Below are 14,177 nucleotides of genomic sequence, written 5' to 3'. Positions count from 1 at the left end.
GATACCGTAGTCCGCAGCGTTCTCGCGGACAGGGGAGGGTGGGACGTGTACCTCAAGAGCCTGACGCTCAAGGGCTTCAAGTCCTTCGCCCAGCCGACCTCGTTCGCATTCGAACCGGGCGTGACCTGCATCGTCGGCCCCAACGGCTCGGGCAAGTCGAACGTCGTCGACGCCCTCGCGTGGGTCATGGGCGAGCAGGGCGCGAAGACGCTGCGCGGCGGCAAGATGGAGGATGTCATCTTCGCCGGAACATCGACGCGCGGCCCGCTCGGTCGCGCCGAGGTGAGCCTGACGATCGACAACAGCGACGGCGCGCTGCCGATCGAGTACAGCGAGGTCACGATCTCGCGCACGCTGTTCCGCAACGGCACGAGCGAATACGCCATCAACGGCGAGCAGTGCCGCCTGCTCGACGTGCAGGAGCTCCTGAGCGACACGGGGCTCGGCCGAGAGATGCACGTCATCGTCGGACAGGGCCAGCTCGACCAGGTGCTGCGCGCCACCCCCGAAGACCGTCGCGGTTTCATCGAGGAGGCCGCGGGGATCCTCAAGCACCGGCGTCGCAAAGAGAAGACCCTGCGCAAGCTCGATGCGATGCAGGCCAACCTCACCCGGCTCTCCGATCTCGCAGGCGAGATCCGCCGCCAGCTGAAGCCGCTCGGCCGCCAGGCCGAGGTCGCTCGCGAGGCGGCGACGATCGCGGCCGTCGTGCGCGACGCCCGGGCGCGGTTGCTCGCCGACGAGGTCGTGGGCCTGCGCCGGGCCCTCGACGAGCACGGTCGAAGCGAGCACGAACGGCACGCCGAACGGCTCGGCCTGCAGGACCGGCTCGAGCGCCACCAGGCCGAGGTCGCGCGGCTCGAGGCGGCGCAGTCGGGCGATGACGTCGACCGGGCGAGGTCGACGAGCTTCGCGCTCGAGCAGGCGCAGGGCAACCTGCGGTCCCTCGATTCGCTCGCGCGGCAGCGCATCGCGCTGCTCGAGAGCGCGTCCGAAGAGACGGATGCCTCGCCGAGCGTCACCCGCGAGATGATCGACAGCGCTGTGGCCGAGCTCGACGGCATCCGCGACGGTGTCGGTGCTGCGGCATCCGCCCTCGACGACGCCCATGAGGCGACCATGCGCCGCCGGGCGGAACTCGACACCGTCGACGAGGGCATCGCACGACAGAGCGCGCTCGTCTCGGCGTACGATCTCGAGCTCTCGAAGCTCGCGGGCCAGGCCGACTCGGCGGCGTCGAAGCTGGCGGCCGTTCGCGGCGAGGTGCTGCGCCACGAGAACGCGCTCGAGGCATCGGCCGAGCGCCGCTCCCGTGCCGCCGCCGCCCTCGCCGAGGCCGAGGCCGTCGCCGACACCCGCGAGACGGCCGAGACCGACCTCGACGAGGCCTACGAGCTCGCGCAGGCTGCGGTGTTCGAGGCCGAGGCCGAGATCGAGCGCATCCGCGACGAGCTGCACGGGCGGGAGCGCGAGCACGGTGCCCTCGGGGCGCGCACGCAGGCCCTGTCGCTCGCACTCGACCAGAAGGACGGCTCGGCGGCGCTCGTGGCGGCGGGCGTCGACGGCGTTCGCGGCCTGCTCGCCGAGGCGATGCAGGTGCAGCCCGGCTACGAGACGGCGATCGCGGCGGCCCTCGGCTCGCTCGCCGACGCCGTGCTCGTCGAGGATCGCGACGCCGCGTACCGCGCACTCGACAAGGCCGAGACGGGCGAGCTGGGGAGGGTCGCGCTGGCCCTCGCCGATGCCGGATCGACCGCGGTCGCCGAACCGATGCCGGCGCTCGACGGACTCACCGCGGCCTCGTCCGTCGTCACTGCGCCCCCTGGCGTGCGGGGACTGCTCGCCGAGGTGCTCATCGCCGACGATCTCGCTGCAGCGCGCGCCGCCGAGCAGACGATCGCAGCGTCGACGCGGCCCGCCACCGTGATCACGAAGGACGGCACCGTCGTCGGGCGATTCGTGCTGCGCGGCGGCTCGGGGCGCAAGCAGAGCCGCATCGAGCTCATCGCCGAGCGCGACCGTGCGGCGGCGCGCCTCGAGGAGGTGCGCGCCGAGATCGAGCGCAGCCGCTTTGAGCTCACCGAGCAGCGGCAGATCGTCGAGCAGTCGAAGGATCAGTCCAAGCGCGCCCTCGCGGCGCTGCGCGAGTTCGACGCGCAACTCGCCCAGCGCACCGAGCAGCTCAACCGGGCGCGCGTCCAGGCCGAGGCGGCGGAGGCCGACTCCGAGCGCCTGCGGCAGGCCGCGGCGAACGCCGAGGAACGGGTCGCCGACGCCGAGCACGCCGCCGCAGCAGCGAAGCACGCCGTCGACACCGCGCGGGAGACGCCCCGACCCGTACTCGACACGGCGGCGCGTGACGGGGCGCTCGCCGCGCTCGAGTCGGCGCGCGAGGCCGAGGTCGAGGCGAAGCTCAAGCTCGAGACGGCGAAGGAGCGGGTGCGTGCCGAAGAGGCGCGCATCCGGGCGATGCAGGCGCAGTTCGACGCCGAGCGGCAGGCCGCCGCCGACGCTGCGCGACGGGCGGTCGTCCGTCGTGCGCAGCTCGAGGCGGCGCGTCGTGTCGCCGATGTGCTGCCGCAGGCGCTCGCATCGGTCGACGCGTCGGTCGCCGAGGCTCGCGTGGCCCTGGGCCGCGCCGAGGCCGAGCGGGCCAGTCGCAACGAGGAGCTTCAGGCGGTTCGGCGCGACGAGGCGGCGGTCAGGCAGCGTCTGCACACCGTCACCGAAGACGTCCACGGCCTCGAGTTGCGCATCTACGAGAAGAAGCTCCACGTCGGGGGGCTCGTCGAGCGCGCCGAATCCGAGCTCGGCCTCACGGAGGACGTGCTCGTCGCCGAGTACGGCCCCGATCAGGAGATCCCGGCCGAAGAGGAGGGCGGCGAGCCGCGGGCGTTCCAGCGCGACGAGCAGCAGCGGCGCCTGGCCGCCGCGGAGCGCAAGCTCGCGCAGCTCGGGCGCGTGAACCCGCTCGCGCTCGAGGAGTTCGCGGCCCTCGAACAGCGTCACCAGTTCCTCAGCGAGCAGCTCACCGACCTGGCGAACACCCGCAAGGACCTCATCACGATCATCGAGGAGATCGACACCAAGATGGAGGCGATCTTCCGCAGCGCCTTCGATGACACGCAGGCGGCGTTCGCCGAGGTGTTCCCGGTGCTCTTCCCGGGCGGCTCGGGCAGCATCTCGCTGACCGATCCCGACGACATGCTCACGACCGGCATCGAGGTGAGCGTGAAGCCCGCCGGCAAGAAGATCGAGCGGCTCTCGCTGCTCTCGGGCGGGGAGCGATCGCTCGCGGCCGTGGCCCTGCTGATGGCGATCTTCAAGGCCCGCCCGAGCCCGTTCTACATCATGGACGAGGTCGAGGCGGCGCTCGACGACGCCAACCTCGGCCGGCTGCTCTCGACCTTCGAGGACCTCCGCGATTCGAGCCAGCTCATCGTCATCACGCACCAGAAGCGCACGATGGAGATCGCCGACGCGCTCTACGGCGTCTCGATGCGACAGGACGGCGTCTCCGCCGTCGTCGGGCAGCGGGTGCGCGAGGATCGCGAGGCGAGGGCGAGCTGAGGTCTCCGCTCACGTGAGACGCCGGTCGTCGGGCTCGACGATGCGGAACCACCGGTATCCGTAGGCGTCGAGGTGCACGTCGATGCGGCCGGACGCGTCGAGGTCGAACGCGTCGACGGCGAACAGGTCGGACAGCTTCGAGTCTTGTGCGACCTCGCCGAGCTCGAGGGTCACGACGGTCGGCACCGCTGCGAAGTTGTGCACGGCGACGAAGCGGCCGACGTCGGCCGTGATGCGGTGGGCGAGCACGGCGTCCTGGCCGTGCTCGAGCAGTTCGAAGCGGCCCCACCCGATCTCGGGCGAACTTCGGTACACGGCCGCGAAGCCCCGGATGACGCCGAGCAGGGAGTCGGGATCGTGCCGTTGCGCCTCGACGTTCACGTGCTCGGGGGCGTAGCCGTCGGTCGGCGGTCGCGAGGCGAGCTTGCGCGGCGCAGCGCGTGAGAAGCCCCCGTTCGCCTCGTCGGTCCACTGCATCGGCGTTCGTACGGCGAGGCGCTTGCGCTCGGCCGCGTTCTCGCCCATGCCGATCTCCTCGCCGTAGAAGAGCACGGGGGTGCCGGGCAGCGAGAACAGCAGGCTGTACACCATGCGGATCCGGCGCGGATCACCCTCGAGCATCGGCGGCAGCCGCCGCACGATGCCGCGGCCGTAGACGCGCATCCACTCCTCGGGCGCGAACGCCTCGAAGACCTCCTCGCGTTCGGCGTCGGTGAGCTTGTCGAGCGTGAGCTCATCGTGGTTGCGCACGAAGTTGGCCCACTGCGCCTCTGGCTCGAGCTGGGGCCGCTCCGCGAGCGACGCGGCGAGCGGGCGCGCGTCCTCCCGCGCCAACGAGAGGTAGAGCGCCTGCATCCCCAGGAAGTCGAACTGCATGGTGAGCTCGGCGGGGTTGCCGGGGCGGCCGAAGAACTCGAGTTGCTGGTCGAACGGCAGGTTCACTTCGCCGAGGAGCACTGCCTCGCTCGATCGCCGTTGCAGGAACCGTCGGATGTCCCGGAGGAACTCGTGCGGATCACCGATGTCGACGCCGACCGGCGGTTCGATGAGGAACGGCACCGCGTCGACCCGGAACCCCGAGACGCCGAGCTCCAGCCAGAACCCGATCGTCTTCGCGATCTCGTCGCGCACCGCGGGGTTCGCGATGTTCAGATCGGGCTGGTGGCCGTAGAAGGTGTGCAGGTAGTACTGGCCGGTGCGCTCGTCGTGCTCCCAGACGCTGTCCTCCTCGCCGGGGAACACGGTCTGCGCCTGCTGCTTCGGCGGTTCGTCGACCCACACGTAGAAGTCGCGGAACGGTGCGGTGCGGCTCCGGCGCGCCGACGTGAACCACGGATGCCGGTCGGACGTGTGGTTCATGACGAAGTCGATGATCACCCGCATGCCGCGATCTCGTGCGGTGCGCACGAACTCCGCCACGTCGCCGAGGGAGCCGAGGCGTCGGTCGACGTTCGTGAAGTCCGTGATGTCGTAGCCGTCGTCGCGGTCGGGAGTCGGCTGGAACGGCATGAGCCAGATGACCGTCACGCCGAGCTCGGAGAGGTGATCGAGCCGATGCGCGAGGCCCTCGAAATCGCCGTACCCGTCATCGTTCCAGTCCATGTAGGTCTCGACGTCGAGGCAGTAGACCACGGCGGTCTTCCACCAGAGGTCGCTGCGGTCGGTGATCCTCATCGGGCGGCGCTCCGCAGGGCGGGCAGCACGCGTTCCCCGAAGAGGTCGATGAAGCGGTGCTGCTCGGCTCCGACGTGGTGCAGGTAGATGCGGTCGACGCCGAGGTCCGCGATCCCCGCGAGGTGCTCGAGGTGGCGGGCGGGATCGGACGACGCGAGGAGGGTCTCGGCGACCTGCTCGGCGCTGACGTCGGCCGTGCGCTCGTCGAAGGCCTCGGGAGAGTCGAGCTCCCAGGCGAGGGGTGCGGGAACGAGGCTCTGGCGCCACTGGTCGTGGGCGATCGCGAGCGCCTCCTCGTCGGTGGGCGCCCAGCTCAGATGCACCTGCACGGCGATGGGCCCGCGACCGCCGGCGTCGCGGTAGGAGTCCATGAGGTCGCGTATGGCCCCGGGCGGCTGCTCGACGGTGATGACCCCGTCGGCCCACTGCGCGGCGTCGCGGGCGGTCTCGGTGCTCACCGCGGCGGCGAACAGCGGCGGCGGGGCCTCGGGCAGGCTCCAGATGCGGGCGCGGTCGACTCGGATGCGGCCGTCGACCGAGACCTCCTCACCGCGGAGGAGGCGACGCATCACGTCGATCGTCTCGAGGAGCCGGGCGTCGCGCTCCTCCTTCTCGGGCCAGGGGTCGCCGGTGACGTGTTCGTTGATCGCCTCGCCGCTGCCGATCGCCGCCCAGAACCTGCGAGGGTACATCTCGGCGAGCGTCGCGATCTTCTGGGCCTGGACGGCAGGGTGATACCGCTGACCCGGCGCCGTCACGACGCCCAGTGAGAACTTCGTGGCCTCGAGTGCCGCCCCGAGCCAGCTCCAGGCGTAGCCCGAGTGGCCTTGGCGCACGCTCCACGGTTCGAGGTGATCGCTGCACATCGCGGCGTCGAAGCCCGCCTGCTCGGCATGCTTGACGGCGTCGAGCAAGCGGCTCGGCGGGAGTTGTTCGTGGGAGGCGTGGAATCCCAGGATCGTCATGCGCGCACTCCTTCCGTACCGTCCCCGACGATTCCCGCACCCGGCCGAATCGGCAACCCCTTGCGCAGGTCACGGTGCCTGTGCAGCGGGCACGCGCACGACGGCAGGGCCGGCGTGGCGACGCGTCCGGCGCGCGGGCCGAGGGCGACGCGTGCGCCTAGGCTGGTGGCATGGCAGAACGCGCATCCTGGTCGCTCGGCGCCGCACTTCGCGGGGTCTTCGGGGCGAAGACGATCGACGAGGACACGTGGGACGACCTCGAGTCCGCCCTGATCCGCGCCGACTTCGGCCCGTCGGTCACCGAAGAGATGGTGGACGCCATCAAGGCCCAGGTCGAGCGGTACAAGACCACCGACCCGCGCGACGTGCAGCGCATGCTCCGCGAGAACGTCGAAGAGCGGCTGTCGAAGTACGACCCGACCCTGAAGCTCACCGAGCGGCCCGCGGTCGTGCTCGTCGTCGGCGTCAACGGCGTGGGCAAGACGACCACGATCGGCAAGTTCGCGCGGTTCCTGCGCAGCTACGACCGCTCGGTGCTCGTCGGCGCCGCCGATACCTTCCGTGCCGCGGCGGTCGACCAGCTCGCGACGTGGGCCGAGCGGGCCGGAGTCGGCATCGTCCGGCCCGAGCGCGAAGGGCAGGATCCGGCATCCGTCGCCTTCCAGACCGTCGAGAAGGCGAAGCAGGACGGAACCGAGATCGTCATCATCGACACCGCCGGCCGGCTGCACACCAAGGGTGGGCTGATGGACGAGCTCGGCAAGATCAAGCGCGTCGTCGAGAAGCAGGCTCCGATCAGCGAAGTGCTGCTCGTCCTCGACGCGACGACGGGTCAGAACGGGCTCGCGCAGGCCGAGGCGTTCATCCAGCACGGCGGAGTCACGGGTCTCGTGCTCACCAAGCTCGACGGCAGCGCGAAGGGCGGCTTCGTGCTGGCGGTGCAAGAGAAGACGGGCCTGCCGATCAAGCTGATCGGCCAGGGCGAGGGCATCGGCGACCTGACCGGTTTCACGCCGCACGTCTTCGCGCAGAAACTCGTGGGGTAGGGGGCATCGCATGTCGATCGAACACGACTACTTCGGACTCATCGGCGACTACTGGGCCGAGCGCAAGGAGTACGGCGACCAGGAGGTCGAGGTCGTCCTCGACGCCGACGCCGACCTCGTCTCCACGGCGGCGCTCGATGCCGCCGCCACGATGGTCGGCGAGCTCGAACTCGTCGACGATGAACTTCGCAGTGTCTTCGTCGGCCAGCTCGACGGGCGCGGACCCGTCACCGAGTTCCTCACCGCGGTGCTCGACGGCGACGAGGCCGACGCCGCCGATGCGGCCATCACGCGCGAGTCGGGCGACCGGCACATCGACGCCCTGCGCTCCCTGAGCCTCGTGCGGGTCGACCTGCGTCCCGATGCCGATCGCGACGGCGACGTGTTCGCCGAGTTCGAGTACGGGCTCGCGCCCGAAGACACCGACGCGCGCCTCGTCGCCTCCATCGACATGGGGCGCGAGATCGTCGACGTGCGGTTCGACGCCTGATCCGGGGCATCCGTCGGCTCGCTTAGAATCGAAGGCACCATGGCAACCTTCGGAAACCTGTCTGACCGCCTCGCGGAGACGTTCAAGAACCTTCGCACCAAGGGCAAGCTCTCGGCGTCCGACGTCGACGGCACGGTGCGCGAGATCCGTCGCGCCCTGCTCGACGCCGACGTCTCGCTCGACGTCGTCAAGCAGTTCACCGCCCATGTGCGCGAGCGCGCCCTCGGCGACGAGGTCAACAAGGCCCTGAACCCGGCGCAGCAGGTCGTGCAGATCGTCAACGAAGAGCTCGTGCGCATCCTGGGCGGTGAGCAGCGTCGACTGCAGTTCGCGAAGAACCCGCCGACCGTCATCATGCTCGCGGGCCTCCAGGGCGCCGGCAAGACGACGCTCGCGGGCAAGCTCGCGAAGTGGCTCGTCAAAGACGGCCACACGCCGATGCTCGTCGCGGCCGACCTGCAGCGTCCGAACGCCGTGAACCAGCTCCAGGTGGTCGGCGGTCAGGCCGGTGTGCCGGTCTTCGCACCCGAGCCGGGCAACGGCGTGGGCGACCCGGTGCGTGTCGCGAAAGACGCGGTCAAGCAGGCCGAGCGCGCCCATCACGATGTCGTCATCATCGACACGGCCGGCCGCCTCGGTGTCGACGCCGAGATGATGAAGCAGGCCGCGAACATCCGCAAGGCGACGAGTCCCGACGAGGTGCTGTTCGTCATCGACGCGATGATCGGCCAGGACGCCGTCACCACGGCGAAGGCCTTCCAGGAGGGCGTCGACTTCACGGGCGTCGTGCTCTCGAAGCTCGACGGCGACGCGCGAGGCGGCGCGGCCCTCAGCGTGGCGTCCGTCACCGGGCGTCCGATCATCTTCGCCTCGACCGGCGAGGGCCTCGACGACTTCGAGCCCTTCCACCCCGACCGCATGGCGAGCCGCATCCTCGACCTCGGCGACATCCTCACCCTCATCGAACAGGCCCAGCAGGCCTTCGACGAGGAAGAGGCCCTGAAGGTCGCCGAAAAGCTCGCGAGCGAGCAGTTCACGCTCGACGACTTCCTGGCGCAGATGCAGCAGCTTCGCGGCGCCGGCTCGATCAAGAAGATGCTCGGCATGTTGCCGGGCGCGGGCGGCATGAAGCAGCAGCTCGAGAACTTCGACGAGCGCGAGATCGTGCGCACCGAGGCGATCATCCAGTCGATGACGCCGGCCGAGCGCAAGAACACCAAGCTCCTGAACGGCTCGCGGCGACTGCGCATCGCGAAGGGTTCGGGCATGACCGTCACCGACGTCAACCAGCTCGTGCAGCGCTTCGAGCAGGCCGCGAAGATGATGAAGACGGTCGCGCGCGGTGGCATGCCGCAGATCCCCGGAATGGGCCCGATCCCCGGCGGCGGCGGTTACGGCGGCGGCAAGCGCCAGGCCGCCAAGGCGAAGAAGAAGTCGTCGGGCTCACGGTCGGGCAACCCGGCCAAGCGCGCCGCCGAGAATGCGGCTATCGCTTCGGGCGTGACACCTGGGGGTCAGGGCTCGGCGCCCACCGGTTCGGGCTTCGGCCTCGGCGCCGGCAAGGGCGCCCCGAACGCCCCGACCGAGGAAGAGCTCGCCTCGCTGCAGAAGTTCCTCGGCCGATGACCATCGGGGACGCCGAGTACCGAGACGCCGGCCTCGAATTCCCCGCCGACTTCCTGTTCGGCTCCGCGACCGCGTCGTACCAGATCGAGGGTGCCGTGACCGAAGACGGCCGCGGCCCGTCGATCTGGGACACCTTCAGCCACACGCCGGGCAAGGTCTGGAACGGCGACACCGGCGATGTCGCCGACGACCACTACCACCGCCTCGAGTCCGACCTCGACCTCATGGCCGCCCTCGGCCTCGAGGCGTACCGGTTCTCGATCGCGTGGCCGCGCGTCCAGCCCACCGGGCGCGGCCCCGCCAACGAGGCAGGGCTGGCGTTCTACGAACGCCTCGTCGACGGACTCATCGCCCGGGGCATCCGACCCATCGCGACCCTGTACCACTGGGACCTTCCCCAGGCACTCGAAGACGAGGGCGGCTGGGCGAACCGCGCGACGGCCGAGGCGTTCGCCGAGTACGCCCGCATCATCGGCGAGCGGCTCGGCGACCGCATCGCCGTTTGGACGACGCTCAACGAGCCCTGGTGCAGCGCGTACCTCGGCTACGGCTCGGGCGCGCACGCACCGGGGCTCATGGACGGCGCCAAGGCGCTGGCGGCCGTGCACCACCTGAACCTCGCGCACGGTCTCGCGATCGCCGCCCTGCGCGAGGTCGTCACGAACGACCCCGGCTACTCGATCACGCTGAACCTCCACGTCATCCGCCCTCACGGCCCGACCGGCGCCGAGGCGGCGCGTCGCATCGACGGGCTCGCGAACCGCGTGTTCCTCGGGCCGCTGCTCGACGGCGAGTACCCGGCCGACGTGATCGCCGACACGGCCGACGTCACCGACTGGTCGTTCGTGAAGCCGGGCGACACCGAACTGATCCGGCAGCCCCTCGACCTGCTCGGCGTGAACTACTACTCCACGGTCACGGTCGAGATGTGGGACGGCCTGTCGCCGCGGTCGAACGCCGACGGGCACAAGGACATGGGCGGCACTCCCTGGCCGGGTTCCGAGCACGTCGAGTTCCTCGTACAGCCGGGTCCCTACACCGCGATGGGCTGGAACATCGACCCCTCGGGCCTCGAAGACCTGCTCGTCGCGCTGCACGAGGCCTACCCGGCCCTGCCGCTCATGGTCACCGAGAACGGGGCCGCGTTCGACGACGTCGTGAGCGAGACCCCCGACGGGCCGGCCGTGCACGACCTCGACCGCATCGACTACCTGCGGCGACACTTCACGGCGGCGCACCGCGCCATGGCACGCGGCGTCGACCTGCGCGGCTACCAGGTGTGGTCGCTCATGGACAACTTCGAGTGGGGCTACGGCTACTCGAAGCGGTTCGGCATCGTGCGCGTCGACTACGACACGCTCGAGCGGCTGCCGAAAGACAGCGCCAAGTGGTACGCCGAGCTGATCCGCACCCGTGCGATTCCTGCCTAGCTGCTCGACGGGCCGGTGCCCGGCATCGAGGCGACTCCCTCGCGGAGCTCCCGCGCCAGGTGCGCGACGACGGCGGTGAGATCACCGTCGGCGGCCTCGGCGACGCGAAGCTGGCGCTGGTAGCTCGCGCCGCCGTCGAGCGAGGCTCGCACCTGCTGCAGCTCGGCCGCGCACCCGAGCCGGTCGGCGATGGGCGCGAGGGTCGTGAGGAGGTCGCGCAGGTCGTCGGCGACGGGACGCTCGGTGCCCGCGACATCCGTGATCACCTCGGCGTCCATGCCGTACCGGGCGGCACGCCACTTGTTCTCGCGGATATACCAGGGCTGCAGTACCGTCAGCGTCTCGCCCGCATCGAGCCGGGTGCTCATCCATTCGACGAGGCACTGCACGAGCGCGCCGATCGCGCCGATCTCGGCGGCGGTCGACACGCCGTCGCACACCCGCACCTCGACGGTGCCCCAGCGCGGCGACGGACGGATGTCCCAACGCACCTCGCTGTGGTCCTCGATGACGCCCGTGCGGATGAGGTCGTCGACATAGCGTTCGTAGGCGGCCCAGTCGGCGAGCGGGTAGGGAAGCCCTGCCGTGGGCAGCTGCTGGAACATGAGGGCGCGATTCGAGGCGTAGCCCGTCTCGACGCCGGCCCAGAACGGGCTCGACGCGCTCAGTGCCTGAAGATGCGGCAGGTAGGCGAGCAGGCCGTCGAGGATCGGCAGCGCCTTGTCGCGGTCTTCGATGCCGACGTGCACGTGCACGCCCCAGATCATCATGTTGCGCCCCCACCAGCGGGTGCGCTCGATGAGCTTGTGGTAGCGGGCCTTGTCGGTGAGCTGCTGGTGGTACCACTGGCTGTACGGATGTGAGCCGCTGCAGATGAGCTCGTACTCGCCGAGCTCGTCGATGACGGCACGCACTTCGGCGAGCTGGCCCTCGAGGTCGGCCACCGTCGCGGCGACGGTCGTGTGCACGTCGCTCACGAGTTCGACGGTGTTCGTGAGCAGTTCGGACGTGATGAACGGATGATGCTCGCCAGGGCTGCCCGCATCGAGCACCTCGAGCACCCGATCGGCCACCGAGGCCAGTTCTCCGGTGGCGCGATCGACGATCGCGATCTCCCATTCCATGCCGACGGTGGAGCGCGCGGACCGCGCGAACTCGATGGCCATGCAGAGCCCCCGTTCCCTCAGCGCGAGCCGATGTGGGGACATCATGGCACGTGAGCGGCGCTTCGTGGCGAGCTGATGTCACGGGGCGTCGCGCCGGGACGTTCGGAGGCGATGACGGTACGCTGTGCCGCATGACACATCACCCGGGAGGTGCGCGATAATGCATCCGACCAAGCTCCTCGAGGTCGTGAGCCTGCGCGAGCAGGTTGAGCGTGCCCTCGCATCGCGCATCGTCGCAGGCGAGTTCGCCCCTGGCGCGGTGCTCACCGTCCCGACGCTCGCTGCGGAGTTCGGAGTCAGCGCAACGCCGGTGCGCGAGGCGATGCTCAACCTCGCGCGGCGGGGATTCCTCAGCCCGATCCGCAATCGCGGCTTCCGCGTGACCGAAGTCTCGCCCGATGAACTCCATCAGCTCGGCGAGGTGCGCATGCTGCTCGAGGCGCCGCCCATGCGGCAGATCGCCGGCCGGGTTCCCGACGATGTCGCCGAGCGGCTGCATGCCCTGGCCGATGAGATCGTCCAGGCGGCTCGTGAGCAGCGATTCCAGGACTATCTCGAGGCCGACACCGCCTTTCACCTGTCGTTGCTCGAACTGACGGGCAACGTGCAACTCGTCGCGGTCGTGCGCGAACTGCGCGCGCAGACGCGGCTCACCGGTCTCGTCAAGGTCGCGGGGACCGAAGCCCTGGCTCAGTCGTCGCTCGAGCATGCGGAACTCCTCGGATTGCTCACAGCTGGCGACGGGGCCGCGGCGGAGGCGCTCATGCGACGTCATATCGGGCATGTCGAGGGGATCTGGAGCGGTCGCGACGAGGTCGGCTGAGCTCGGAGGTCGACCTGATCGCCGTCGCGGCGGCTTCGTCTGCGACATCCGACGTTCCGACTGCCCTTGAGCGATGGCGCATCATGTGTAATATGTCACGTACCGCCATCCGGTGGCCATGCAGTGTCGCATACGAGGAGTGTCCCCAATGCAGTTCGGATCCAGACGTCGCAGCCGCGTCCTCCAGATCGCCGTCGCGGCGAGCGTGCTCGCACTCACCGCGGGTTGTTCGAGTGGTCTCGCCAGCGGAGCCAGCGCCGATTCCGGCGACGGGCCGATCAAGTTCGGCATGCTCGCCCCGTTCTCGGGCAGCGAGTCGGCGTTCGGCGCCTACATGCAGAACGGCGCCCAGCTCGCCGTCGACGAGATCAACGAGGCGGGTGGAGTGCTCGGCCGCCAGATCGAGCTCGTCGTCGAGGACGACGCGTGCGACGCGACCACCGCGGTCTCGGGAGCCAACAAGCTCGTCACGGAGGGCATCGTCGCCTCGGTCGGCGGCTACTGCTCGGGCGCCACGCTGCCGACCCTGCCGATCTTCGACGAGGCCGGCATTCCGATGGTGATCCCCGCCGCGAATTCGAACGAACTCGTCGACCAGGGCCTGCCCGGCGTCTTCCTCATCAACGGCACGGGCGACCAGCAGGCCGCCGCCGCCGTGCAGTACGCCGAGCAGATCGGAGCGAAGAAGGTCGCCGTCATCGATGACGCCACGAGCTACTCGGCCGACCTCGCCGATGCATTCACGGCCCAGGCGACCGAGGCCGGCCTCGCCGTCGACGTCACCGCCACGGTGACGCCCGGTGAGAACGACTACTCGGCGGTCGCGACGCAGCTCGCGAGCGCGAAGCCCGAGATCGTCTACTGGACCGGCTACTACCAGGAGGGCGGACTCATCGCCCGTCAGTCGGCCGACGCCGGTTTCGAGGGCGTGTTGATGGTCGCCGACGGATCGGTCGACGCCAAGTTCGCCGAGATCGCAGGCACGGGCTACACGGAGAACGTCGTCGGCACGTTCACTCAGACGCCCGACATGATCGAGGGCGCCGACGCCTGGATCGCCGACTACACCGACCTCGCCGGCGACGCACCCGGCCCGTACTCGACACAGTCGTACGACGCGGTCCGAGTCATGGCGCAGGCGATCGATGACGCAGGCAGCACCGAGTTCGATGCGGTCGTCGGCGGTCTCGAGGACCTGACCGACTTCGACACGTTCGCCGGCCCACTGACCTTCACCCCCGACCACACGCTCTCGGGCGGCGGGTTCGTGATCGTCTCGATCGATCCCGCCAGCGGAGTCTTCGTGCTCGAGGACGACCTGCAGGGCTGACGCGAGCGGGTGGGGCGTGTCATGCGCCCCGCCCGGTTCCGCACGAAAGGACTCCAT

The 14,177-nt window shown here is 70.0% G+C and carries 10 protein-coding genes; 7 read left to right on the top strand and 3 right to left on the bottom strand.

What is annotated here, in order from left to right; genetic code table 11:
* Positions 1 to 45 precede the first annotated feature (45 nt).
* Complete coding sequence (gene smc, locus LQ757_RS09315) at positions 46 to 3,570, top strand: chromosome segregation protein SMC (protein ID WP_231046933.1); 3,525 nt, start codon at positions 46 to 48, stop codon at positions 3,568 to 3,570.
* Between the two features lie 9 nt (positions 3,571 to 3,579).
* Here smc and LQ757_RS09310 read toward each other — a convergent pair whose 3' ends face one another.
* Both LQ757_RS09310 and LQ757_RS09305 read right to left on the bottom strand, forming a co-directional pair.
* Positions 3,580 to 5,244, bottom strand: coding sequence for an alpha-amylase family protein (locus LQ757_RS09310; RefSeq protein WP_231046932.1), 1,665 nt, complete (start codon positions 5,242 to 5,244; stop codon positions 3,580 to 3,582).
* Positions 5,241 to 6,209, bottom strand: coding sequence for a TIGR03885 family FMN-dependent LLM class oxidoreductase (locus LQ757_RS09305; protein WP_231046931.1), 969 nt, complete (start codon positions 6,207 to 6,209; stop codon positions 5,241 to 5,243). The genes LQ757_RS09310 and LQ757_RS09305 overlap by 4 nt, the downstream gene beginning before the upstream one ends.
* A 170-nt stretch (positions 6,210 to 6,379) precedes the next feature.
* Between LQ757_RS09305 and ftsY the strand changes: the two genes are divergently transcribed.
* Genes ftsY through LQ757_RS09285 form a run of 4 tightly spaced genes read left to right on the top strand, consistent with a single transcriptional unit; the run spans position 6,380 to position 10,801 of the window.
* Positions 6,380 to 7,255 carry a signal recognition particle-docking protein FtsY gene (gene ftsY / locus LQ757_RS09300; protein ID WP_231046930.1) on the top strand — a complete coding sequence of 292 codons (876 nt, stop codon included), beginning with the start codon at positions 6,380 to 6,382 and terminating at the stop codon, positions 7,253 to 7,255.
* Positions 7,256 to 7,265: 10 nt separating this feature from the next.
* Complete coding sequence (locus tag LQ757_RS09295) at positions 7,266 to 7,745, top strand: hypothetical protein (protein WP_231046929.1); 480 nt, start codon at positions 7,266 to 7,268, stop codon at positions 7,743 to 7,745.
* A 39-nt stretch (positions 7,746 to 7,784) separates the two neighbouring features.
* The gene (gene ffh / locus LQ757_RS09290; RefSeq protein ID WP_231046928.1) at positions 7,785 to 9,371 is read left to right on the top strand and encodes a signal recognition particle protein; all 1,587 of its coding nucleotides are present in this window, start codon (positions 7,785 to 7,787) and stop codon (positions 9,369 to 9,371) included.
* Positions 9,368 to 10,801 (top strand): GH1 family beta-glucosidase, encoded by a 1,434-nt coding sequence (locus LQ757_RS09285; RefSeq protein ID WP_231046927.1) that lies wholly within the window; start codon positions 9,368 to 9,370, stop codon positions 10,799 to 10,801. Before ffh ends, LQ757_RS09285 begins: the two co-directional genes overlap by 4 nt.
* Here the strand turns inward: LQ757_RS09285 and LQ757_RS09280 are convergent.
* The gene (locus LQ757_RS09280; RefSeq protein ID WP_231046926.1) at positions 10,798 to 11,967 is read right to left on the bottom strand and encodes a glutamate--cysteine ligase; all 1,170 of its coding nucleotides are present in this window, start codon (positions 11,965 to 11,967) and stop codon (positions 10,798 to 10,800) included. The genes LQ757_RS09285 and LQ757_RS09280 overlap by 4 nt on opposite strands.
* Before the next feature lie 160 nt (positions 11,968 to 12,127).
* Here LQ757_RS09280 and LQ757_RS09275 point away from each other — a divergent pair, with 160 nt between their 5' ends.
* The gene (locus LQ757_RS09275; protein WP_231046925.1) at positions 12,128 to 12,790 is read left to right on the top strand and encodes a GntR family transcriptional regulator; all 663 of its coding nucleotides are present in this window, start codon (positions 12,128 to 12,130) and stop codon (positions 12,788 to 12,790) included.
* Between the two features lie 148 nt (positions 12,791 to 12,938).
* Positions 12,939 to 14,120: a branched-chain amino acid ABC transporter substrate-binding protein gene (locus tag LQ757_RS09270; RefSeq protein WP_231046924.1), complete on the top strand. Its 1,182-nt coding sequence runs from the start codon at positions 12,939 to 12,941 to the stop codon at positions 14,118 to 14,120.
* Positions 14,121 to 14,177: the final 57 nt, after the last annotated feature.

This window comes from Agromyces cavernae (assembly GCF_021044935.1).
Taxonomy (GTDB): Bacteria; Actinomycetota; Actinomycetes; order Actinomycetales; family Microbacteriaceae; genus Agromyces; species Agromyces cavernae.
The sequence above is the reverse complement of the archived record's forward strand: the minus strand, read 5'-3'. Positions and strand labels throughout refer to the sequence as shown.

What these genes read in the sequence shown, in the direction of transcription:
- LQ757_RS09310 (WP_231046932.1), bottom strand. Translation starts at nt 5,244, where the DNA reads ATGAGGATCACCGACCGCAGCGACCTCTGGTGGAAGACCGCCGTGGTC.
- LQ757_RS09305 (WP_231046931.1), bottom strand. Translation starts at nt 6,209, where the DNA reads ATGACGATCCTGGGATTCCACGCCTCCCACGAACAACTCCCGCCGAGC.
- ftsY (WP_231046930.1), top strand. Translation starts at nt 6,380, where the DNA reads ATGGCAGAACGCGCATCCTGGTCGCTCGGCGCCGCACTTCGCGGGGTC.
- LQ757_RS09295 (WP_231046929.1), top strand. Translation starts at nt 7,266, where the DNA reads ATGTCGATCGAACACGACTACTTCGGACTCATCGGCGACTACTGGGCC.
- ffh (WP_231046928.1), top strand. Translation starts at nt 7,785, where the DNA reads ATGGCAACCTTCGGAAACCTGTCTGACCGCCTCGCGGAGACGTTCAAG.
- LQ757_RS09285 (WP_231046927.1), top strand. Translation starts at nt 9,368, where the DNA reads ATGACCATCGGGGACGCCGAGTACCGAGACGCCGGCCTCGAATTCCCC.
- LQ757_RS09280 (WP_231046926.1), bottom strand. Translation starts at nt 11,967, where the DNA reads ATGGCCATCGAGTTCGCGCGGTCCGCGCGCTCCACCGTCGGCATGGAA.
- LQ757_RS09275 (WP_231046925.1), top strand. Translation starts at nt 12,128, where the DNA reads ATGCATCCGACCAAGCTCCTCGAGGTCGTGAGCCTGCGCGAGCAGGTT.
- LQ757_RS09270 (WP_231046924.1), top strand. Translation starts at nt 12,939, where the DNA reads ATGCAGTTCGGATCCAGACGTCGCAGCCGCGTCCTCCAGATCGCCGTC.